24 protein-coding genes and 1 pseudogene are annotated in these 20117 nt (G+C 37.8%); 5 read left to right on the plus strand and 20 right to left on the minus strand.

The window, feature by feature from the left end; genetic code table 11:
* Nucleotides 1-6: 6 nt before the first annotated feature.
* The 7 genes from V192_RS0117600 to rpiB all read right to left on the minus strand — a co-directional run bounded on the left by V192_RS0117600 (nt 7) and on the right by rpiB (nt 4170).
* Nucleotides 7-996, minus strand: coding sequence for a dihydroxyacetone kinase subunit DhaK (locus V192_RS0117600; RefSeq protein ID WP_025873592.1), 990 nt, complete (start codon nt 994-996; stop codon nt 7-9).
* Between the two features lie 18 nt (nt 997-1014).
* Entirely contained in the window at nt 1015-1356 is a 342-nt protein-coding gene (locus V192_RS0117605; RefSeq protein ID WP_025873593.1) for a Lin0368 family putative glycerol transporter subunit, read from the minus strand.
* A 15-nt stretch (nt 1357-1371) separates the two neighbouring features.
* Nucleotides 1372-1794, minus strand: coding sequence for a Lin0368 family putative glycerol transporter subunit (locus V192_RS0117610; RefSeq protein ID WP_025873594.1), 423 nt, complete (start codon nt 1792-1794; stop codon nt 1372-1374).
* A gap of 18 nt (nt 1795-1812) precedes the next feature.
* Entirely contained in the window at nt 1813-2196 is a 384-nt protein-coding gene (dhaM, locus tag V192_RS0117615) for a dihydroxyacetone kinase phosphoryl donor subunit DhaM (protein WP_025873595.1), read from the minus strand.
* Nucleotides 2197-2199: 3 nt separating this feature from the next.
* Nucleotides 2200-2982 (minus strand): triose-phosphate isomerase family protein, encoded by a 783-nt coding sequence (locus V192_RS0117620; RefSeq protein WP_239644731.1) that lies wholly within the window; start codon nt 2980-2982, stop codon nt 2200-2202.
* Nucleotides 2983-3049: 67 nt separating this feature from the next.
* Complete coding sequence (gene fsa, locus V192_RS0117625) at nt 3050-3694, minus strand: fructose-6-phosphate aldolase (RefSeq protein WP_025873597.1); 645 nt, start codon at nt 3692-3694, stop codon at nt 3050-3052.
* Between the two features lie 26 nt (nt 3695-3720).
* On the minus strand, nt 3721-4170 hold the full coding sequence (gene rpiB, locus V192_RS0117630; RefSeq protein ID WP_025873598.1) for a ribose 5-phosphate isomerase B: 450 nt from the start codon (nt 4168-4170) through the stop codon (nt 3721-3723).
* 309 nt (nt 4171-4479) lie between these two features.
* On the opposite strand from rpiB, the gene V192_RS0117635 reads away from it, so the two are divergent.
* Nucleotides 4480-5244 carry a DeoR/GlpR family DNA-binding transcription regulator gene (locus V192_RS0117635; RefSeq protein ID WP_025873599.1) on the plus strand — a complete coding sequence of 255 codons (765 nt, stop codon included), beginning with the start codon at nt 4480-4482 and terminating at the stop codon, nt 5242-5244.
* A gap of 140 nt (nt 5245-5384) precedes the next feature.
* Here V192_RS0117635 and V192_RS0117640 read toward each other — a convergent pair whose 3' ends face one another.
* The 13 genes from V192_RS0117640 to V192_RS0117700 form a co-directional block, all read right to left on the minus strand.
* Complete coding sequence (locus V192_RS0117640) at nt 5385-5927, minus strand: dihydrofolate reductase family protein (protein WP_025873600.1); 543 nt, start codon at nt 5925-5927, stop codon at nt 5385-5387.
* Between the two features lie 204 nt (nt 5928-6131).
* A complete protein-coding gene (locus V192_RS0117645; protein ID WP_025873601.1) occupies nt 6132-6812 on the minus strand; it encodes a uroporphyrinogen-III synthase in 681 nt (226 codons plus the stop codon).
* Complete coding sequence (gene hemC, locus V192_RS0117650) at nt 6809-7717, minus strand: hydroxymethylbilane synthase (protein WP_025873602.1); 909 nt, start codon at nt 7715-7717, stop codon at nt 6809-6811. Before hemC ends, V192_RS0117645 begins: the two co-directional genes overlap by 4 nt.
* A 47-nt stretch (nt 7718-7764) precedes the next feature.
* The gene (locus tag V192_RS0117655; RefSeq protein WP_025873603.1) at nt 7765-8550 is read right to left on the minus strand and encodes a formate/nitrite transporter family protein; all 786 of its coding nucleotides are present in this window, start codon (nt 8548-8550) and stop codon (nt 7765-7767) included.
* A 392-nt stretch (nt 8551-8942) separates the two neighbouring features.
* Nucleotides 8943-9827, minus strand: coding sequence for a uroporphyrinogen-III C-methyltransferase (cobA, locus tag V192_RS0117660; protein WP_025873604.1), 885 nt, complete (start codon nt 9825-9827; stop codon nt 8943-8945).
* A complete protein-coding gene (gene nirD, locus V192_RS0117665; RefSeq protein WP_025873605.1) occupies nt 9827-10135 on the minus strand; it encodes a nitrite reductase small subunit NirD in 309 nt (102 codons plus the stop codon). The genes cobA and nirD overlap by 1 nt, the downstream gene beginning before the upstream one ends.
* Before the next feature lie 2 nt (nt 10136-10137).
* Entirely contained in the window at nt 10138-12540 is a 2403-nt protein-coding gene (gene nirB, locus V192_RS0117670) for a nitrite reductase large subunit NirB (RefSeq protein WP_025873606.1), read from the minus strand.
* 133 nt (nt 12541-12673) lie between these two features.
* Nucleotides 12674-13504, minus strand: coding sequence for an STM3941 family protein (locus tag V192_RS0117675; RefSeq protein ID WP_025873607.1), 831 nt, complete (start codon nt 13502-13504; stop codon nt 12674-12676).
* Between the two features lie 23 nt (nt 13505-13527).
* Nucleotides 13528-13971 carry a precorrin-2 dehydrogenase/sirohydrochlorin ferrochelatase family protein gene (locus V192_RS0117680; protein ID WP_025873608.1) on the minus strand — a complete coding sequence of 148 codons (444 nt, stop codon included), beginning with the start codon at nt 13969-13971 and terminating at the stop codon, nt 13528-13530.
* The gene (locus V192_RS20615; protein WP_239644732.1) at nt 13959-14636 is read right to left on the minus strand and encodes a sirohydrochlorin chelatase; all 678 of its coding nucleotides are present in this window, start codon (nt 14634-14636) and stop codon (nt 13959-13961) included. The genes V192_RS0117680 and V192_RS20615 overlap by 13 nt, the downstream gene beginning before the upstream one ends.
* A 70-nt stretch (nt 14637-14706) precedes the next feature.
* Nucleotides 14707-15354 (minus strand): response regulator transcription factor, encoded by a 648-nt coding sequence (locus V192_RS0117690; protein WP_025873609.1) that lies wholly within the window; start codon nt 15352-15354, stop codon nt 14707-14709.
* Nucleotides 15351-16370 (minus strand): sensor histidine kinase, encoded by a 1020-nt coding sequence (locus tag V192_RS0117695; protein WP_025873610.1) that lies wholly within the window; start codon nt 16368-16370, stop codon nt 15351-15353. Before V192_RS0117695 ends, V192_RS0117690 begins: the two co-directional genes overlap by 4 nt.
* A gap of 9 nt (nt 16371-16379) precedes the next feature.
* Nucleotides 16380-16808, minus strand: coding sequence for a GAF domain-containing protein (locus V192_RS0117700; RefSeq protein WP_025873611.1), 429 nt, complete (start codon nt 16806-16808; stop codon nt 16380-16382).
* A gap of 105 nt (nt 16809-16913) precedes the next feature.
* Here V192_RS0117700 and V192_RS22475 point away from each other — a divergent pair, with 105 nt between their 5' ends.
* The 4 genes and pseudogenes from V192_RS22475 (at nt 16914) to V192_RS0117720 (ending at nt 19897) form a co-directional block, all read left to right on the plus strand.
* Nucleotides 16914-17222, plus strand: a complete 309-nt coding sequence (locus V192_RS22475) for an APC family permease (RefSeq protein WP_239644733.1) — start codon at nt 16914-16916, stop codon at nt 17220-17222.
* Nucleotides 17219-18421: an APC family permease gene (locus V192_RS20620; protein ID WP_239644734.1), complete on the plus strand. Its 1203-nt coding sequence runs from the start codon at nt 17219-17221 to the stop codon at nt 18419-18421. Before V192_RS22475 ends, V192_RS20620 begins: the two co-directional genes overlap by 4 nt.
* A 185-nt stretch (nt 18422-18606) precedes the next feature.
* Nucleotides 18607-19349 (plus strand): annotated as a pseudogene (locus V192_RS20625) (MurR/RpiR family transcriptional regulator).
* A gap of 128 nt (nt 19350-19477) precedes the next feature.
* A complete protein-coding gene (locus tag V192_RS0117720) occupies nt 19478-19897 on the plus strand; it encodes an effector binding domain-containing protein (protein WP_025873614.1) in 420 nt (139 codons plus the stop codon).
* The last annotated feature ends 220 nt before the right edge of the window (nt 19898-20117 follow it).

The raw sequence follows: 20117 nt of genomic DNA on the forward strand, positions 1-20117 counted from the left end.
TCCTTTTTATAATTTCATATAAGGCGTGTCACATGACATATCTAAAAGTTCCTTTAGTTCGTCATCTAATCGAACAATTGTAATCGACATTCCAACCATATCCATAGATGTTGCATAATTTCCGACTAATGGTCTGTGAAGAATGATTCCTTTTTCTTTTAATACTTCTGCAACACGACGATAACAAACATATAAGTCCATCACAGGCAGCCCGCCTAAACCATTGACCATCACATGATATTCTTCCCCAGCTTTTGCTTTGGCATCTTCTAAAATATAGCTCAAGAGTTGATCTACCACTTTATCAGCTGGCTCTAATTTACTTCGTTTGATTCCCGGTTCGCCATGGATGCCCATACCAACTTCCATATCACCTTCGTCCATTTCAAAAATGGCTTTCCCTGTCACCGGTAATGTTGAAGAAGATAGCGCAACGCCCATAGAATAGGTATTACTATTCGCTTTTTCTGCTAATTCTTTGACACGATCTAAGTCATACCCTTTGGCAGCCGCTGCTCCTGCAACTTTAAATACAGGTACATCTCCTGCTACACCACGACGATCAGGAATATTTTTTGCAGAATACACATCATCTGTGATCAAAACCGTCTCTACGCGGATGCCATCTTCTGCAGCAAGCTCTGCCCCCATATCAAAATTCATAACATCACCAGCATAATTGCCATACATAAACAGACAACCTTTACCGCTATCTACAGCTTTTACAGCATCATAACAAGCATCTGGGGCAGGTGACGTATTGATATTGCCGACAACCGAAGCATCTGCAAAATTTTCTCCCACATATCCGATAAATAAAGGTTCATGACCAGAGCCACCACCGACAATCACACGAACTTTGGGTTCTTCACTCATTTTTTGACTAACCAACACTCTTTTATTATCAGCAAATCGAACATAATCCTCATGAGCAGCACAGTATCCTTCTAACATTTCTTCGACAACTTCGTATCCATCGTTTACTAATCTTCTCATTTAAATCTCTCCTCCATTTTATAAAAATAATGACAATAAGAATCCGCCCAAAATACCACCTGAAACTGCTGCTAAAACATTTCTATACGACTTTTTCACATTGCCTCCTGTTAATGCAGAAGCAACCCAAACACCGACTCCTGCTGCTAATCCCATATCGACCCATGCTGTTCCGGATTGGGTAATCATCGGTGTGGAAATACCATGATTGATACACCAAACTGTTCCAACGACAAATGCCGCTGCCATCCAACCACCAATTGCCCCCCATTGATCGACCATTTTCCCCCAGATCATCCGAACTGCAAAGGGAAATAAAAAACCGCCTAAAATCGTTGCAATACCTAAACTAATCGTCATTTTTTATTCTCTCCTTTATTCCGTTTCTGCTAAACGACCCAATTCTTTTTCCGTCATACCAGGTTCTGGTGCACTTTCTTCATGTTCTGTATCCTTTGCCATACTTTTCTCAACCGCTGCTGCGACAATTCCACCAATAATCGCCCCAATGACAACTAAGCCAATTGTTGGTAATGAAGAAACTAGACTTTCTGTTCCATTCATAAATGTATCTCGCATAATGCCACAAACACCAATCGCTAACCCCATATCAACAAAAGCCGCATCGTCTTCATTTCCTACTAAATTGACAAAATGATTCATAAACCACATCGGACCAATAATAATCAAAGCCGCTAAGTAGCCACCAAAAATTCCAAACGCACCCAACTGTCCCCAAACGGCCATCACTAACATTCCAGCAATTGTGTAACCGACCAATCCTCGTATGAATTTCATTGTTTTGCTTCCTTTCTTTTACAAATGACTTAGTTCTGCAACAACCAATTGTTTATCTTGTGAAACGGACGCTTGAACTGCGGCAGCAAATGCCCCTTCTACCAATGGACAATCCATGATTTCCACTTTTTCTTTTAATGTTTCATCATCTATTAAATCAATTGCTGTTTCTGAACTTAAAATAGCGCTTCCAATATCGCAAAAAATTAAAATATGTTCGCACTCCCGACAATCCTCTATATAGTCCATGATCATCACAGCATTCGTCCCTAAACGGCCATCACCTGTACCACCTGCTGAAATGACCCGCACTCCTTCTAGCTCACCTGTCATCTCTTCGATCATTTCTTTCGTTCCATCGGTAATTTTTTGACTATGGGAAACTAAGATTATTCCAAACATGCTTTAAACCTCCTTGATCAATTTGACTGTTTTAACGATGTTCGCATAGCGTTCAGGATCGTGACCAAAACGTCCAACAAAAACACCATCAACATGTTCATCGGAAACGATCAGCTGAACATTTTCTTGAGAAACAGAACCACCATAAATGATTCGTATCTTTTGAGCAGTCTCGTATGAATATAATTCTGTTAAGCAATCCCTAATTAATCTATGAACGGCATGAACATGAACCGCACTTGCAGCTAACGTTTTCCCCACTGCCCAAGCTGGCTCATAAGCTAAAATAACTTTCTCTACTTGATCTTGTGGTACTTGATTAAGGTCTAGAAATAATTGTTTCAGTAACAAATTTTTTATTTCTTGATAGTCATCGCTATGAGTCAATTCCCCGATACAAAGAACGGGAGCCACACCTTTTTCTAAAGCCAATAATACTTTTTGGTTGATCAGATTATCACTTTCGCCGAAAATCGTCCGTCTTTCGATGTGCCCTAATTCTACATAGGCACCTTTCATATCCAGTAAAGAATCGATCGAAAATTCGCCTGTATATGCACCATAGCCGACTGGTGCCATATTTTGTGCGCCCAACCCAATTTTAGATTGATCGATCACCTTCGAAACTGGATAAAGAACACCCATCCCTGGACACATAAATTGTTCTACTGCTTCAACTTGTCCCGTTAAAGCAGAGATTGCTTGAGCAAAAGTTTGGGCTTCTTTTAATTGATTTTGATACATTTTTAGACTGATTCCCACAATTGGTTTTCTTTTAGTCATCATTTGCTCCTCCTCTCTTTTAACTAGGAATTCTTAAATAGCAACTACTTAAAAATTCCTAGTCTTTTTCTTACTTGGTAAAATTTTCCCAATCTTTCATAAATGCTTCAATCCCAGCATCCGTTAATGGGTGCGACCATAATTTTGGAAAAATATTGCCCGGAATCGTAGCAATATCTGCTCCTAATTCAGCAACCTCTTCAACATGCTTCAAATTTCGAATGCTAGCAGCAATTATTTCAGTAGAATAGCCGTATTGATCTAGAACGTTTCTTAAATTTTTGATCAATGCTAAACTATCTGTCCCAATATCATCTAGCCTGCCTACAAACGGACTAATAAATGTTGCCCCTGCTTTGGCTGCCATTAATCCTTGTGCTACGGTGAAAACAAGTGTGACATTTGTTTTGATATTTTCTTTACTCAAAATATGAACCGCTTTCAATCCTGCTTCTGTCATAGGGATTTTTACGACAACATTATCTGCCCACTTGGCTATATCTCGCGCTTCTTTGAGCATCCCTTCTGTGTCTAGTGCAATTACTTCTGCGCTGACAGGTCCATCTACGAGTTCACAAATTTCAATAATAACTTCTTTAAAATTCCGTCCCTCTTTAGAGATGATCGTTGGATTCGTTGTTACCCCATCTACTAAACCTAATTCGTTGATTCTTTTGATTTCTTCAATATTTGCTGTATCAAGAAAAAATTTCATCTGTGTCACTCCTTTTCTTTAGGATTTTATTTGCTAAATTCTGATTCTTTTTGCATGATTTGATCAATTTTTCGTGCAGAGTTCCCACCTTTAAACGTTACTGAAAGATATTCTGACACAACTTTTTTTGCAACTTCTATGCCAATAACTTTTGATCCCATGGTAATGATTTGTGCATTATTGCTTAGTTGCGCACGTTCTGCAGAATAAGTATCGTGGCATTGTGCTGCCCTAACTCCTGGAACTTTATTTGCGGCCATAGCCATACCGATACCTGTTCCACAAACTAAAATACCACGTTCAATTTTTCCATCCTTAATACCATTTGCTACATCAAATGCAATATTAGGGTAATCTACCTCATCTGGTGAAAAACAGCCAAAATCGATTACTTCTATTCCTAAGGTTTCGATATGCTCTTTTAATTGGCCTTTCATTTCAAACGCATTGTGATCTGAGCCGATCCCGATTTTCATTTTCTCCACCTCTTTCTTTTGTATACATTCATATTAGCTTCACACTTTCGTTTTGTCAACATTTATTTTCGTTTACTTTCGAATTAATCCGAAAAGAAAATTTACGAAAACAAAAAGAACGAGTAAAACACTTATAAAACGAGAAAAAATTGTCATTAATATGGACTGTATCTGACATATAGATTTATTAAATCATTTCATTTTTTCCAAAAAAGTAAAAAAAAACGAAAGTAAACGACAGAAAATTTGTCATTTAACAAACATTCCTGTATACTTTAGCTAACATAAGGAGTTAAGGAGGAAGAAAAATTGTATACAGACCAACGAAGAGAGAAGATTTTGTCCCTGTTACAGGAACAAGAGTCTGTATCTGTTAATGGGTTAACAGAAATTTTAGGTGTTTCTAGGGCGACGATCCGCTCTGATTTAAACTATTTAAGTAAGAATAATCTTTTGATCCGTACACACGGCGGAGCCATTCGTAGTAAAGAGGATGAAACCCTTAAAATAGACAAAAATTATGATATTCGTAAACAAAAAAATATAGATAAGAAAACACAGATCGCTAAAAAAGCCTTAGCTTATATTCAACCTGGTGAATGTATTGTGTTAGATGCTAGTTCAACTTGTTATGAATTAGCTAAGTTGATCGATCAATCTGATCTAAAATTAACGATTTTGACCAATGGCATCCGTACTGCCTCACTGTTGAAGGAAAACTATAATTTAACGGTCATCTTGATCGGTGGCGTTGTTAAGGGCTCTTCCAATGCTGTTGAAGGGATTTTAGGGATTGAAATTTTGAAGAAGCTAAATATCGATACATTATTTACATCAGCTTATGCGATTTCTGCTTCTGAAGGGCTGTCAGACTTCAATTTATATGAGGTTGAGTTAAAAAAGAGAATGGTAGAAATTGCACCGCATACGATCGCATTGATCGATAGTACCAAATTCGAAAAAAAATCGATTGCGACTTTTGCTAAATTGAACCAGTTAGAAGTGTTGATTACTGATGATCAATTGTTAGAAGAAGTTAAAACTCATTATGAAAATGAGGTTGAGATTATATAAATAGACAAAAAATAACGATCTTTTGGCTTTTTATAGACAGAAGATCGCTATTTTTATTTTAAACCGGCTTATTTCAAAATAAGACAAGCGTTTACACAAATAGTCCAGTTCCTTCGGTAGAATAGTATCGTGATATTGCTTTATGAAAAATCTCGTGCTGAATATGTCGTATAAACCATATCATTTTTCACGTAAACCTGATCTAATTTCAAATTCACTGGTCCATTAAATTCATTAAACAAAGGAATCCCTTTTCCTAAAATCGTTGGTATCGTTGTTAGAATATACGTATCAATCAATTTTGCTTCCACTAAAGGTGCAATAATACTTGCCCCACCTACGACCCAAATTGCTTGTCCGTCTTGCTCCTTTAATTCTTGAATCAGTTCTACAGGCCCTTTGCGTGTAAAGAAAAGCTTGTCTGTATTCTCATCTGGATGGCTTGTGATAATATATGATGCTTGTTCTTCATAAGGATATTGCTCTGGAGATAATTCATTGACTACTTGATCATACGTTGTTCGCCCCATCACCACTGTATCGATTTTCCCCATCAATTCTTGGTAACTAGTATCCTCTTCTACTAATTCGATGCCGCCACCTAAAAAATCAATACTGCCGTCTGGTTCTGCAATATAGCCATCGATACTTGCTGCAATGTATAAAATTACTTCTCTACTCATAAAAACCTCCTAAATTTAAAAGCATAATGGGCTCGTTTAACTTCGAATGAAAAGTTGAAATCGAAACGTAGCGTAGTGATCCACTCATATAGCTAGATTATATATCTCTTGCTGGAACTATTTATTGTACCTGTTTTATAACTTTCGTCAACTAATTTGTCTAAAAAAAAGTATAGTTGAGGGAAAGGAAATTCCTTCGTTCAACTATACTTCTTGTCTTAATATCGCTTTATAACCAGCTTTTAGGATAGTTTGTCTCGTTGTTTCACCTACACAGTATAGTGTCGGCATCTCTTTCACACCAGTTGCTCTAAAAACAGATAAAAATCGGTGCCATAAAGATGGACTTGCTAAATAGACTGCCGTTACTTTTTCATTGATTAAAAGTTTCATTAGTAATTCTTGGTTTTCTTTTGGAAAGTAATTATCGTAAAGAATCGGCGTAAATAACTGATGGCCTTTAGCTATTAATTCTGATTCACCAAGGTCATCAGCTAAATTGCTTTTTGGGTAAAAAATCGATGTTGCTTTTAAATTACAGTCTGACCATGCTTCAAATAAATGTTTTTTCGTTGGAATTGGTGCTTGAAAGGTGACTAACACATTATTCGCTAAAAGAACCTGTGCAGTCTTCTCACCAATAACCGCGAACTTTTTCATTGAAACTGCTCTTTTTTTTACTTGCTGAAAAAAGAATTCAGCTGCATGTTGACTGGTTAGAAAGATCCACTCACTTTGTTGTACCATTGATTCAAATGATTGCTCTATTGCTCGTTTTCTTAGCCCAAGTAAAGGAATTTCGACGATTTCAAATCCCTTTTTTTGAAAATAGGAACAATCTTCCCAATTATCTTCTGGCAAACGCGTTAGAAGGATTTTTTTCATACTATTTCCTGATTCATTTCATTTAATAAGTCAGTTGCTATTTTCGCTCCAACACCTGCTAAATCGTCGACATAAACACTTTTAGTAAATGATTGATGTAATTCTTTATCTCCTAAAAACCCTGAAAAACGGTAGCCTTTTTGTTGCTGAACAGCATATGCTCCAATCGGGATATCACAATTCCCATTCAGCATTGCTAAAAATGAACGTTCTTCCATCACTAATTTTCTCGTCAACGAATCATCGATCGGTTTTAAAAAATCGTTCATCGCTTGATCCTGACTGCGACATTCTACAGCCAAAGCACCTTGCCCTACAGCTGGAATGCATTGTTCGCACGTTAAAATATTATAAGGATGAGTTGGTTCAGCAAACCACTCCAATCGCTTTAAACCAGCCGTAGCCAAAACGATTCCATCTAGCCCTTGTTCTTCCATTCGTTTCAAACGAGTTCCTACATTGCCACGAATCGATTCAACCTGAAAATCTTCACGCAAGTTTCTCATTTGAAACTCACGACGTAAGCTACTAGTTCCAATTTTAGCGCCTTTTGGTAAATCTTCTAAAGTAGAGACTTCTCTAAAAATCAAACAATCCGCAGGATCACTTCTCTCAGGTATTGCAGCTAATATCAAACCATCTGCAACTTTCGCTGGCATATCTTTTAAGCTATGAACAGCAAAATCGATCGAGCCTTGCAATAAAGCCTGTTCCACTTCATTGATAAATAATCCTTTACCACCGATTTTAGACAAACTTACCGAAAGCATTTGATCTCCTTTGGTGGTCATTGGCACGATCTCAAATGGAAAATCACCATGAATTTCTTTTAATAACTCTACTACGATCATTGTTTGCTTCATCGCTAAAGGACTATTTCTGGTGCCGACACGAACGGTTTTCATTAAACTTACTTCCTTTTTCTTTACTTATCTTTTAATCATACTAGATTTTACCTTTTTGACAACTGTCCTGTACCAACTTTATACGCTAAAAAGTAAAGTCCTGCTACAAAAAAGCCGCCCCCAATAATATTGCCTAAATACACACTAATCATATTCAGCCCAAATGCAGACCAAGTATTACCGCCTAAAAGAATTCCCATCGGAATCAAAAACATATTTGCCACAACGTGTTGGAACCCACAAATCACAAACCCCATGATCGGTAAGAAAATCCCAACGATTTTGCCAATAAAGTCTTTTGCCGCAAAGTTTAAATAGACCGCTGTACTTACCAAAAAATTACAGGCGATCCCTGAAAGAAACCCTTGTAAAAAAGTATCTTTGGTTCTGCCCAGCGAAACTTGAATCGCCCGCTCTGCAAAATCTCCTTGCAATGCGCCACTCAGATAACCAAAGAAATAAGCGACAAACAGTGAGCCGATCAAATTAAAAAGCGTCACGATCACAATATTTCTCACCCATTCTTTGCCACTGATTTTTCTAGCAAACAACGCCATTGAAACGACCATCATATTCCCTGTCACCAGTTCTCCTCCGGCTAATAACAAACAAATCAACCCAAATGGGAAAACAGCCGCACCGATCACATTAACCAAAGAACCCCATTCCTTAGGCATAGTCCCCATCGCTCGAATCATCGCAATCCCTGCAACAGCGATAAATACACCCGCTAAAAAACCTAATACTGCTAAAGTTAAAAAACTAGCACGCGTCTTTTGAACGCCTTTTTCAATTGTAACATCAACTATTTCTGGTGGTTGAAGTGAACCCATATTTTTCCTCCTAATCTAAAAGCGTAGCGGGCTCGTTTAGCTCTGACAGAAAAATAGGAAATTATGACTGAGGCGCTTTTTGTCTCATTCATAATTTATCTTTTTTCCGAAGAGCTAGCCCGCAAAGCTAGATACATTTAAAAGCTGAATGGGCTCGTTTAGCCCTGACAGAAAAATAGGAAATTACGACTGAGGCGCTTTTTGTCTCATTCATAATTTATCTTTTTTCCGAAGAGCTAGCCCATAAAGCTAGATACATTTAAAAGCTGAATGGGCTCGTTTAGCCCATAAAGCCAACTAAACAAATTGCTTATTCAAAACATCCCATTGTTTGTTATACATCGTTGTCAATTCTGGATTCAAATACACTACCTCGTCAAAATGATGATCACTTAAATAGTGCTGATGCACCGCATCAAACCGTTGATCTCGGTGCTCACCAACTTGAATCGCATAAACATCGGCACCTTGTTGCGTATACGTAAGAAGCATTTCAAAATCGATTTTTCTGTATCGATCACTAGAATTTTTTGTCCAAACAACGGCAATTGCTCAAACCAATCTGCCCCCTTTCGACAAGAAACAACATCTCCTAAAATAATCAGCGCAGGGTTATGAACTTGATGTTCCGCAATTGCTTCAACCATTGTTTGAATTGTAGCTGTAACCGTACGCTGGCGACCTAAGCTGCCCCATTCAACGATTGCTACTGGTAATTTTGGTGAAACTTTTTGCTCTAAAAGCTTCTTTTGCGTACTTTCTACTCGTTCTACCCCCATATATAAACACATCGTCCCGTTTTCTGTCAGCCCTTTAAAATCAATGGTTTCTCCTGCTTGACGATGGGCAGTCGCCAAAGTTACTTTACTACTATGTTCGCGATGAGTTAGAGGTATGCCACTGTAACTACTAGCAGCAGAAGCGGCGGTCACTCCAGGAACAAGCTCGTAGCTGATTCCTTCACTTTGAAGTGTGGTAATCTCTTCCCCAACACGACCAAAAATACCTGGGTCACCACCTTTTAATCTAACGATAATTTGATCTTGACGCCCTTCTTCTAACAGCAATTGATTAATATTTTTTTGCTTCAACACATGATTCTTAGGATATTTGCCACTGTAAATAAAACGCGCTGAAGCTTTCGCTAGATATAGGAACACTGGGTGGACCAATCGATCGTAAATAATCACATCTGCTGATTCCAGCACTCTTTTTCCCTTTAAGGTCAATAATTCTGGATCTCCAGAACCTGCTCCGACAAAATAAACTTTTCCCATCACTCCACCATGACATAAACGAGGTCTTCTTCGACAATTGTTTCATACGCACGAACGCAACCTTCGTCTGGTTCTTGAACTTGTCCATCATTCAGATTGATTTTATAATCATGCAACGGGCAAAAAACATACTCACCAGAAACCGTTCCTTCAGCTAACGGGCCTTGTTTATGTGGGCAAACATTTTCAATCGCTTTGACACGATCATCACTTAAACGAAAAACAGCGATTTTCTGCTCTCCAATGATCACTTCTTTACCCATTCTAAGTGCTAATTCATCTAATCGCCCGACAAAAATTTTTTCCATTTTTATACTCTCCCCACTGTGTATAACTCTTGACGTGTTTTCTGATCTTCAACCACTTCATCCCAAGGATTTCCACGACGTCCTGCAACAGCATCATCTAATGCTGCTAATAATTCTTGACGTTTTTCAGGATCTAATAACACTTCTTTGACGACTTCAAAGCCCATACGTTCGATCCATGGAGCAGTCCGTTCAGCATAAATTCCTGTTTCACGGTAATATTGCAGCATTGCCCCACAAATATCGATGACTTCTTGTTCGGTTTCAACAGTTGTTAGTAGCACCGCTTCTTTGACTTCGGTTCCGCCATTTCCACCAACATAAATTTGGAAGCCGTTTTCCACACCGATGATCCCAAAATCTTTTACACCACTTTCCACACAACTTCTTGGACAAGCAGATACACCCATTTTAAATTTATGTGGCGTATCAATAAACTCATAGCGTTGTTCTAGTTTGATCCCCAATCCCATTGAATCTTGCGTACCAAACCGACAGAAATTCGCGCCCACACAAGTTTTTACTGAACGAACAGCTTTCGCATAAGCACCAGCTGCTTTCATATCCAGTTCTTCCCAAACTTTTGGTAAGTCTTCTTTTTTCACTCCATATAAACCAATTCGTTGACTACCTGTTACTTTAACCATCGGTACATCATATTTTTCTGCAACTTTAGCAATCAGTAGTAACTGCTGTGGATTCGTTTTACCGCCACGCATTCTTGGAATCACTGAAAACGTCCCATCATTTTGAATATTGGCATAGAGGCGTTCGTTGACATAGCGAGATTCTTTTTCATCCTCGTGTTCTTTAGGCCACGCCACATTTAAATAAAAATTGATTGCAGGACGGCACTTCGGACAACCTTCTGGATTTGTAAAAGTCAATTCCCGGTAAACTTCATCAGAAGAGGTCATTTTCTTTGCATAGATTTGGGTAACGATTTGATCTCGCGTTAAATCCGTACAACCACAAATCCCAGTTGGTGCAGAAACAATTTCACCACCTAAAGCATAGGCTAAAACATCGCCGATCACAGATTTACATTTTCCACAAGATCCGCCTGCTTTCGTGTGTTTGGTCACATCCGCTACAGAGGTCAGGTCTTTTTCATTGATCGCAGTCATGATCGTTCCTTTATCGATTCCGTTACAGCCACAGATCACTTCATCATCCGGCCATTCACTCACATCCGCACTCGCTTCTTCACCAACCATATGGAGTAAAGATACTGGCGTATATTCTTCAATACTCTCGTTTTTCTTCAAAATATTGTAATAGCGATTCCCTTCGCTGGTATCCCCATAAAGAACTACACCGATAACTTGACTGTCTCTTACAAAAATCTTTTTATACGTATAATTGATCCCGTCAAATGCTTCGATACTATTGATTCCTTCAGTTTCTTTGATATTTCCAGCAGAATATAAATCACAACCAGATACTTTCAACGAAGTAAATGTCGTGCTACCTTGATATGGTTTCGCTTCTTTACCAGTTAATACATCTGCCAAAACCTTTCCTTGTTCAAATAAGGGTGCAACTAAACCATAAACATTGCCGTTATGTTCCGCACATTCCCCTACTGCAAAAACATCTGGAACAGTTGTTTTCATAAAGTCATCGACAACGATTCCACGATTCACCTCTATCGCTGCTGTTCTTGCTAGTGTTGTTTCTGAACGAATTCCGATCGACATTACAACCATATCCGTTTCGATCGTAGTTCCGTCACTAAAGGCTAACCCTGTAACACGGGTATCTCCGAGAATCTTCTGAGTCGCTTTTTCCATTAGAAATTTTAAGCCTTGTTTTTCTAAATCTGCTTGTAGCATTTTACCTGCTTTTTCATCTAATTGGGTTTCCATCAGCCATTTTTCTAAATGGATCACAGTTACGTCCATCCCTTGATCCAGTAATCCTTTTGCCGCTTCTAAGCCAAGTAACCCGCCGCCAATCACTACTGCTTTTTGGTATTTTTGAGCAGCTTCAAGCATATTTTCCGTATCATCGATTGTTCTAAACCCAACAACTCCAGGTAATTGCGCTCCTTCAACAGGTAAAATAAAGGCTCTAGAACCTGTAGCTAAAATGCATTTATCGTAAGTTATTTCTTTGCCTGATCGGGTGATGATTTTTTTATTGTTAGTGTCCATTTGAACTGCTGGATCATGATTGATCAATTCAATTTGATTTTCTTCATACCATTCCAATGGATTCGTGATGATTTCTGAAACAGTCATTTTCTTTTGTAAGACATTGCTCAGCATGATCCGGTTATAGTTCGGGTATTTTTCTTCTCCTATAATCGTGATTTGATAACGATCAGAATCACGGTCTAAGATTTCTTCAATAGTGCGAACACCAGCCATTCCATTTCCAATTAAGACAAGCTTTTCTTTCATTTTATGTATACTCTCCTTTTGTGATGTTATGAGCAATCTTTTCGATGCTTTGTCTTTTTTAGAATAGCAAGAATGAAAGACGGTGGCTATTAGGGAATTACCTAATAGTCACCGTCTTCTCAAAATATTCTATTTATTTTTCTAGTTCTTTCTCTTTCAGTTTCTGCTCGTTGGTGACCTTTCCTTTTGAACTGTATGCATCAAACATAACTAACACAAGTCCTAAAGCAATGAATGCTTCTAAAATAAAATTGATAATTTCAACTGCTCTAGATTCTCTGATCCCAGCAGAAAATAAACTGATTATCCACAATAGTACAAACAACACAATGGAAATAAGAGCGGCAGCTACTATGACGCCCCGAATCATTCCGCCTTTTGTTGGTTTATCTTCATCTTTGTTGATTTCGGATTTTTGGTCAATCGGTTGTTTCTCTTCCAATTTATTTTCTTCAACGTATTCTTTTGGCGCATATTCTTGCAAGAGAGATCTCAGATATAGCAAGACTTCCTTTTCTTGATAACCCTTGATATTTTTATAGTTGAAATAGACCCCATTTTTTGCTTGAAGTTTTTGATTTAATTTACTTGTTTTTATTCCTAGTTCTTTATAGGCATTATCGTCATTAATAAAAATAACTCCTTGTTCATAGGCATAACTGATGCTTTCTATTTTGTCCCAAGGAATCGAATACTTTGCTCTATTTGCAAAAATTGAATAGATCGTTAGTTGTTCTGGTGTCCAGCTGACCAATTTTTTCCCCTTAATCGTCAAATAAATTCCTTTAACAAAATAATAGCCAAAGAAAATAACACCTGCAAAAAAAGCGAACATAATCAACGTTTCATTGATATTCATAAAAATACCACATACTATAAGCCAACCAACAACGCCAAAAAAAGAAATCAAAACAGTCCTTCCTAGCGTTTTATTTTTCTTTTCAATTAAATAATACTCACTCATTTTCATTTTTCCTACCTTTTTATTTAATATATTGAATTTTCATCCAACAATTTTATTAACTCTCTTTTCTTCTCTTTCACTGCAGCTGGATTTTGCCCATAAGAAGACAAGGCTATTAGATACTCCTTGTCTTCAATCGTGCTCATATTATAAAAATCGCTATTTTCTTTCTGGCTACAATCATTGACCCATTGGTGTTCAGAAGCATCATTGACGATTTGTTGATTGATGGTTTTAGAATCTGTACAGGCAAAAATCAACTGAGCTTCCTTGATACAATCAGCAGTGTATGTTGCTTTTATCAACGTTACACGTTCTAGTTCATTGAATTCAGCTAAAAATGTTGGTGCGACTAATGTCACTTGCCCTTTAGCCTTTAAAATTCCTATCGTTTTTCGTAATGCGATCCGACCGCCGCCAATGATCACAATGTTCTTATCTGTTAATTCAAGCATTATTGGATACATGTAACGGCCTCTTTGACGATTTGTTCTAAGTCATTTAGGATACGTGGGTCAAATTCTAATGTTCTTGTGATCGTAAAATCTGTTGTTGGAAAGGCTTCGGTCAATTTATTTTTCATGATCGTAATCAAGTGTCCATCAAATAAAAAGAAAGGAACAATTACTATTTTTGTCTCATTCGACAATTGCTTTTTGATATCTGCTAGGTAATCTTCTTGTCCTTTTAAACTTGTTGGGATAATTGAAAAGCCCACTTGTTGCTGGATTTCAGTTGCAATTTCAGTTAACACTTGTTGCGGTTCATCCGTTTGCTTTGTTCCATGGGCAACTAAAATACCCACTAACGGCTCAGCTGGATAAGTATCGGCTGCTTCTTGAAATCGCTCCAACAAAACTTGGCGACTGCCCTTCTTACTGCCAAAAGTTTCAGTTTGACTAAATTGAACCTCTGGATAGTGAGCTTTTACTTCCTCAAGCTCAGCTGGAATATCCACTAAAGCGTGCTTAGCTGCAAATAATAACACAGGAACAACGATCATTTTAGTAACACCGTTTTTGATCATCTCTTTGGCAACTTTGGGAATCGTGTCGGAATGATTTTCTAAAAAGGCCGTCGCTTGGAAAAAACTTGGATCAAGTCTTGTTTTTAATTGTTGGATAAAATCCATTGCTGCTTGATTTTTTCAGCTTTTTGACTACCGTGAAATACGTAAAGGATACCAATCATTTTTTCTCACCTCATAAGTCGATTAATTGATGTTTCATACTATATTGCAATAATTCACTAAATGTGTCAAAGTCTAACTTTTTCATTACATGGGATTTGTGGACTTCAACTGTCTTTACGGAAATGAATAGACGTTCTGCAATTTCTTTATTACTATAGCCTAAAGCGACTAATGGCAAGACTTCCCGTTCTCTTTTTGAGAGTCGCTCATATTTTGCATCTTTTTCTGCTGTATCCTTGTCGTTGCCCCAACTTTCCTGATCATACTCGCCAAATAATGGATCGATCACAATTTTATCTTTTAACACTTGTTGAATTGCCTCTAATAATACAGTGTCCTGTGAACTTTTTAGAATATATCCTTTTGCACCATAATCTAAAGCAGTTCGAACATATTCTTCTTCATCGTGCATACTTAAAATAATGGTCTTTACATTAGGAAAATGCTCTTTGATTCGCCTCGTTGTCTGAAGTCCATTTTCCCCAGGCGGCATTCGCATATCCATCAATACAACATCAACTGGATATTTTTCGAGTAGTAAAAAAGCCTCTGTACCATCGGCCGCATCGCCTACGACAGTGATGTCCTCTTGAGATTCGAGCAACAAACGTAATCCGCTTCTCACAACGGCATGATCATCTGCTATTATAATGTTCATTGTATTACCTCCAATTGGATAGGCAAACGTAATGTCACCGTAGTTCCTTCTGTTTCTTCTGACTGAATCGCTAACTGTCCGCCAATCGATTCCGCTCTTTCTTGCATATGTAGCAAACCTAATCCGTTGCTATGCTGATTTACTTTTTGTAGATCGAATCCTTTACCATGATCCCGAACCGTAAGTACTAAGTGCTGTTGTTGCTCGCTTAAGGTTACCCACAGCTCATTTACATCCGCATGTTTCACACTATTCATCACACTTTCTTGCAAGACACGGTACGTGATGACTTCCACACTTTCCACAAACCGTCTATGTTCGATCATCGGAATAAAATGAATCTCCACACCTGTTGATTCTGTTAAACGATGTAGTAAGGCTTCAATCGCCGGAACCAGTCCTAAATCGTCCAAGGCGGTCGGCCGTAAATCAACCGCAAGTTGTTTTACTTCACCAAGTAATGCAACGAAATCTTCATCGATTTTCTGTAATTTAGTCGGTAAATCCGCTGATTCCCCGCTCCATTTCAGCTGTCTCGTTTCCAACATCAAACTATAAATACTTTGCGCTAGCCCATCATGCAGTTCTTGAGAGATCGCTCGGCGTTCATTTTCATGGGCTTGATTTACATATTCGATCAACCGTTTATTTTGAATGACCTGTTGCAGACGATCTTGAATAGCCACCCGCCGAATACTTAACAAGGCAGTCTTGGAATCAATCACAGTGTAGCTACCACTGAATTGTTCTTGCTTACCATTTATCGTTTCTAACACTAAGGGAAATGCTGTCTGATCCCAATCAGCCTTGACTTCACAATCCAAACATTTTTCCATAGTAGAATGAAGCATACAGCCTTCTCCTCTGGCAATTTCCAACACTTTTTCTAAAGGAAATGAATAGGTCACTTCTAATTGAGCCGCTGTTTTATTGCGTCTGATACACGTATTGTCTTCAATTAAAAATAAACTATCTTTCGCTTCTTCAAATAGTTTTTCTATTATATTCGTTTTCATCTTTTTCACCTATAAATAAACAACTAGTTCATTTGTTTTGTCTTTAGCAGCAATCAAAAATTCTTCTGTAACTTTCGTTTTTTTTCGATACCCCAGTAATAAAACGCCCTTTACTTCGCCTGCCTTCATTACAGGAAAAGCAGCAATGGTTTCCAATTTTTCCATTCGAGTAATTGGTAATTCCACTAATTTTTCTGGCTGTTCTTGTAGATCATTTGCCTGATAACAGCGACCCGTCCGCCAAACAATCCCGCCAATTCCTTTGCCAACCTGTAGACGGATTTTTTTGTAATTCTGGTTTGTATTCCCAGCAACATATTCCCAGCGAATCACACGGACCTTCGTCTTTTCATTAATTGTGGAAAGTGCCAAAGCGACAAAATCGACTTGGAGCTCCTCTTTTAGTTGATTGATTCTTTGTTGGATGTCCTCCATCATTTGTTTGACTACTCCTATTCCCTAATTTTTAATAAAAAGCTTGTTTTCTGTTAAACATTCTCTTATCCTTAAGCCAACATCATCATATTTTAGAAGGATTTTTTTATGAAAACAACAACAACTTTTAGTTCCAAACGTTTAATCATGATTATTACGATGACCGTTTTTTCTTTTTCTAGTATGACAACAGCGTTCTTTTTGATGGGAATCAAAGCTTTTCCTTATTTTATTGGCGTTGCTCTTTTTTACTTTATTCCCTACGCTATTATTATAGCAGAATTTACAGGTGTTTATAAAAATCATATTGGCGGATTATATCAATGGCTAGAGGGGCATCTTTCTGAAAAAGTTGCATTTATTGCCGCATTTTTGTGGTACTGCAGTTATTTTATTTGGATGATCAGCTATTTATGAAATTATGGATTCCCTCTTCTATTTTACTTTTTGGGCACGACTTAACTAAAAAAAGTAGTTCGCTGCCGTTTCTTTCTACACCCGTTATGATCGGTATTTTATCGATTTTAGCAGTTTTAGCGACATTATTTTTCGTCAGTAAAGGCTTTAAGGGGATCGCTTCTGTGTTATATTTGAGTGGCATCATGATGTCCCTGTTGATTACCGTTAGTCTAGGTAGCAATTTATGGTTATGGATTCAAAATCAGTCAGCTATTTTGCCAAATCTGGCTGCCAGTTTTAACGTTGGTCAAACGAACAATGCTTCTGGTCAAACCGTGATTGAGCAGTTTGCCTTTTTGATTTTTGCAATCACTGCCTTCGGTGGATTAGATACGATCGCCAGTCTGGTTGATAAAACTGGGAAACAAAAAACACGGTTTCCAAAGTTATTGATCATTAGTAGTATTTTAGTAGTGATTTGTTATTTTTTCGGGATTCTTTTATGGAGTGGTAGTACTGATTTGACTACTCTGAAGGAGAATGGCAGTATTCATTTAGGCAATTTAATGTATGAGTTAATGGAAAATTTAGGGGTTTCAGTTGGTCGCTCATTGGCCTTGCCGCCACTTCAAACACAATGGTTGGCCCAATTATTTATTCGATTTACAGCTTTAACCTTGTTGCTTTCTTATATCAGTTTATTATCAACTATTTTTTATCTGCCGATCCGTACATTGGTAGAAGGGACGCCAAAGCATTACTGGCATCCTCGTCTGAAACAAAAAAATAAATATGATATGCCCATTTATGCGTTGTTGATTCAAGGAATATTGATCAGTTTGTTTATCATAGGAATCAGTTTTGGTAGTAAATATGTAGTTTTTTTGTATAATCAGCTGACATTGATGACTAATATTTCTCGAGCCATCCCTTATTTATTAGTCGCTCTTTCTTACCCAGCCTTTAAGAAAAAACAATTGGCTCAAGACCCGGCGTCCGCTTTGATTCAGTCAACGATCAATGGTTCATTGATCAGTGGCAGTGTGATCGTGAGTATTATCTTAGCAATCGGCTTTCAATTATATCAGCCGATCACACGAGGAGATTATCTGCAGAGTCTGACGTTATTAGTCGGTCCATTATTTTTTGCTTTGATCGGTTATTTGCTTTATCAACAATTTCATAGGAAAAAGAATAAAAAGTATGTAGGCGCGTAGAAAATAGTAATCACAAGCGAAATACCGCCCTTTCCTGTACAATAAATGGTAACGAGGTTGGGACATAGCTCTACGAGTCACCTCCCAGTCTCAAGGAATCCGAATAAACGGTTGAAACAAAAGCAACTCCTTTGGAAATAAGCTTTTGTTCCAACCTTGTTATCTTTTGTGTAGGAGGGATCTTTTTGTTTGATTTAGAAAAAGTCCAGTCGTTAAACGAGTTGGAAATGCTTGTTTATCATTATGTTTTAGAACATATGGATACTATTCCACGCTTGACCATTCGCCAGCTTTCCGCAAACTGTCATGTTTCTACCTCAACGATTTTACGTTTTTGCAGCAAATGGGCTTTGATGGTTTTTCAGAATTGAAATATGGGGTAAAAAAAGAACAACAACAGCAGGTTTTTGAGCAATTCTATGATGCTACGATCCATGTCGATTCTTTTTTGAAGCGTCTCAATCAACAAACGTATTATGAGACATTAAAGCCAGCAATTCAGATGATTATCTCAGCTCGTCATGTTGTTTTTTCAGGTCTTGGTACTAGTGGGATTTTGGGCACTTATGGTAGCCGCTATTTCGCCAATATGGGGATCAATGCGTATAGTATTGGTGATCCATTTACCCCGATTCCTCAACGCGGTTTTGAAAATACCTTAGCTCTCATTCTTTCTGTGTCAGGCGAGACATCTGAATTGATCAAACAGGTAGCCGAATTAAAGCGATCTGGAGCAAAAGTTTTAAGTATTACTAACGATGAGCATTCAACGATAGCTCGTTTGGCAGATTACAATATTTCCTATTATATGCCCGATGAACGCTCTGTTTATGCAGATTCATCTGTTAATATCACAACGCAAATCCCTGTCATTGCCCTCATTGAACTACTAGCTCACCAAGCAAGCAAAGAACTATCTGAAGCATGAAATCTAGCATAAGTATGGATCCAATCAATTATTTTGACAAACAGTCCACCTGTTGCTATTCTTTTTGAAACGATCAAAAACGGTTCAACGATTTTAACTATTTTGATCCACCCAAAGGAGAGATCATCATGTCATTTACTATGAATCATTTAGAGCCAGAAACAATCACAGGTAAACAATACACAATGAAAATACCTCAAACTCCAGAAGAATTTTCTGCAGCAAATCGTCGAAAACAAGAAATTTTACCCAAAAATCAAGATAGTGTACGTGCATTGATCATCAATGATCCAACCTTAAAAGACGGAAGCGCTTATTTTTTTGTTGAAGAACACAATGGTGAGGATACCTTCACCATACCTGCTGGTGATTACGCAGTCTTTGTAGGACCTTGGGAAACACTAGCAGACATCGATCATTTTATTGGTGCTAGTTATGGCGAACTGTATCAATCAGCAGCTTATGGTATTGGTGGTACCTACAATATTCAGCTTATCGATTTCCAAAATAGAAAAATAACTTTGCAATTACCAGCAATAAAAAAATAACTTGAAAAGGAGTGTGAGACAAAAGTAAAAATTACTTTTGATGTGCGCTCTAAAACCGAATAAACAGCAGGAAAAAGGCAGCTTATTTCTCGGAGCTAAACACTTTTGTCTCGGCCTCTAAATACGAATAAATAACTTATTTCCAACGGAGCTAACTACCTTTGACTTAGCTTTTTTTGGGAATAAGTTGTTTTTTACTCGGTACATGTTTCTCAATGTT

The organism is Enterococcus crotali (genome assembly GCF_000633635.1).
Lineage (GTDB): Bacteria > Bacillota > Bacilli > Lactobacillales > Enterococcaceae > Enterococcus_L > Enterococcus_L crotali.

Coding starts and splice junctions, on each gene's coding strand:
- V192_RS0117600 (WP_025873592.1), bottom strand. CDS start 996: ATGAGAAGATTAGTAAACGATGGATACGAAGTTGTCGAAGAAATGTTA.
- V192_RS0117605 (WP_025873593.1), bottom strand. CDS start 1,356: ATGACGATTAGTTTAGGTATTGCAACGATTTTAGGCGGTTTTTTATTT.
- V192_RS0117610 (WP_025873594.1), bottom strand. CDS start 1,794: ATGAAATTCATACGAGGATTGGTCGGTTACACAATTGCTGGAATGTTA.
- dhaM (WP_025873595.1), bottom strand. CDS start 2,196: ATGTTTGGAATAATCTTAGTTTCCCATAGTCAAAAAATTACCGATGGA.
- V192_RS0117620 (WP_239644731.1), bottom strand. CDS start 2,982: ATGATGACTAAAAGAAAACCAATTGTGGGAATCAGTCTAAAAATGTAT.
- fsa (WP_025873597.1), bottom strand. CDS start 3,694: ATGAAATTTTTTCTTGATACAGCAAATATTGAAGAAATCAAAAGAATC.
- rpiB (WP_025873598.1), bottom strand. CDS start 4,170: ATGAAAATCGGGATCGGCTCAGATCACAATGCGTTTGAAATGAAAGGC.
- V192_RS0117640 (WP_025873600.1), bottom strand. CDS start 5,927: ATGAGTAGAGAAGTAATTTTATACATTGCAGCAAGTATCGATGGCTAT.
- V192_RS0117645 (WP_025873601.1), bottom strand. CDS start 6,812: ATGAAAAAAATCCTTCTAACGCGTTTGCCAGAAGATAATTGGGAAGAT.
- hemC (WP_025873602.1), bottom strand. CDS start 7,717: ATGAAAACCGTTCGTGTCGGCACCAGAAATAGTCCTTTAGCGATGAAG.
- V192_RS0117655 (WP_025873603.1), bottom strand. CDS start 8,550: ATGGGTTCACTTCAACCACCAGAAATAGTTGATGTTACAATTGAAAAA.
- cobA (WP_025873604.1), bottom strand. CDS start 9,827: ATGGGAAAAGTTTATTTTGTCGGAGCAGGTTCTGGAGATCCAGAATTA.
- nirD (WP_025873605.1), bottom strand. CDS start 10,135: ATGGAAAAAATTTTTGTCGGGCGATTAGATGAATTAGCACTTAGAATG.
- nirB (WP_025873606.1), bottom strand. CDS start 12,540: ATGAAAGAAAAGCTTGTCTTAATTGGAAATGGAATGGCTGGTGTTCGC.
- V192_RS0117675 (WP_025873607.1), bottom strand. CDS start 13,504: ATGAGTGAGTATTATTTAATTGAAAAGAAAAATAAAACGCTAGGAAGG.
- V192_RS0117680 (WP_025873608.1), bottom strand. CDS start 13,971: ATGTATCCAATAATGCTTGAATTAACAGATAAGAACATTGTGATCATT.
- V192_RS20615 (WP_239644732.1), bottom strand. CDS start 14,636: ATGGATTTTATCCAACAATTAAAAACAAGACTTGATCCAAGTTTTTTC.
- V192_RS0117690 (WP_025873609.1), bottom strand. CDS start 15,354: ATGAACATTATAATAGCAGATGATCATGCCGTTGTGAGAAGCGGATTA.
- V192_RS0117695 (WP_025873610.1), bottom strand. CDS start 16,370: ATGAAAACGAATATAATAGAAAAACTATTTGAAGAAGCGAAAGATAGT.
- V192_RS0117700 (WP_025873611.1), bottom strand. CDS start 16,808: ATGATGGAGGACATCCAACAAAGAATCAATCAACTAAAAGAGGAGCTC.
- V192_RS22475 (WP_239644733.1), top strand. CDS start 16,914: ATGAAAACAACAACAACTTTTAGTTCCAAACGTTTAATCATGATTATT.
- V192_RS20620 (WP_239644734.1), top strand. CDS start 17,219: ATGAAATTATGGATTCCCTCTTCTATTTTACTTTTTGGGCACGACTTA.
- V192_RS0117720 (WP_025873614.1), top strand. CDS start 19,478: ATGTCATTTACTATGAATCATTTAGAGCCAGAAACAATCACAGGTAAA.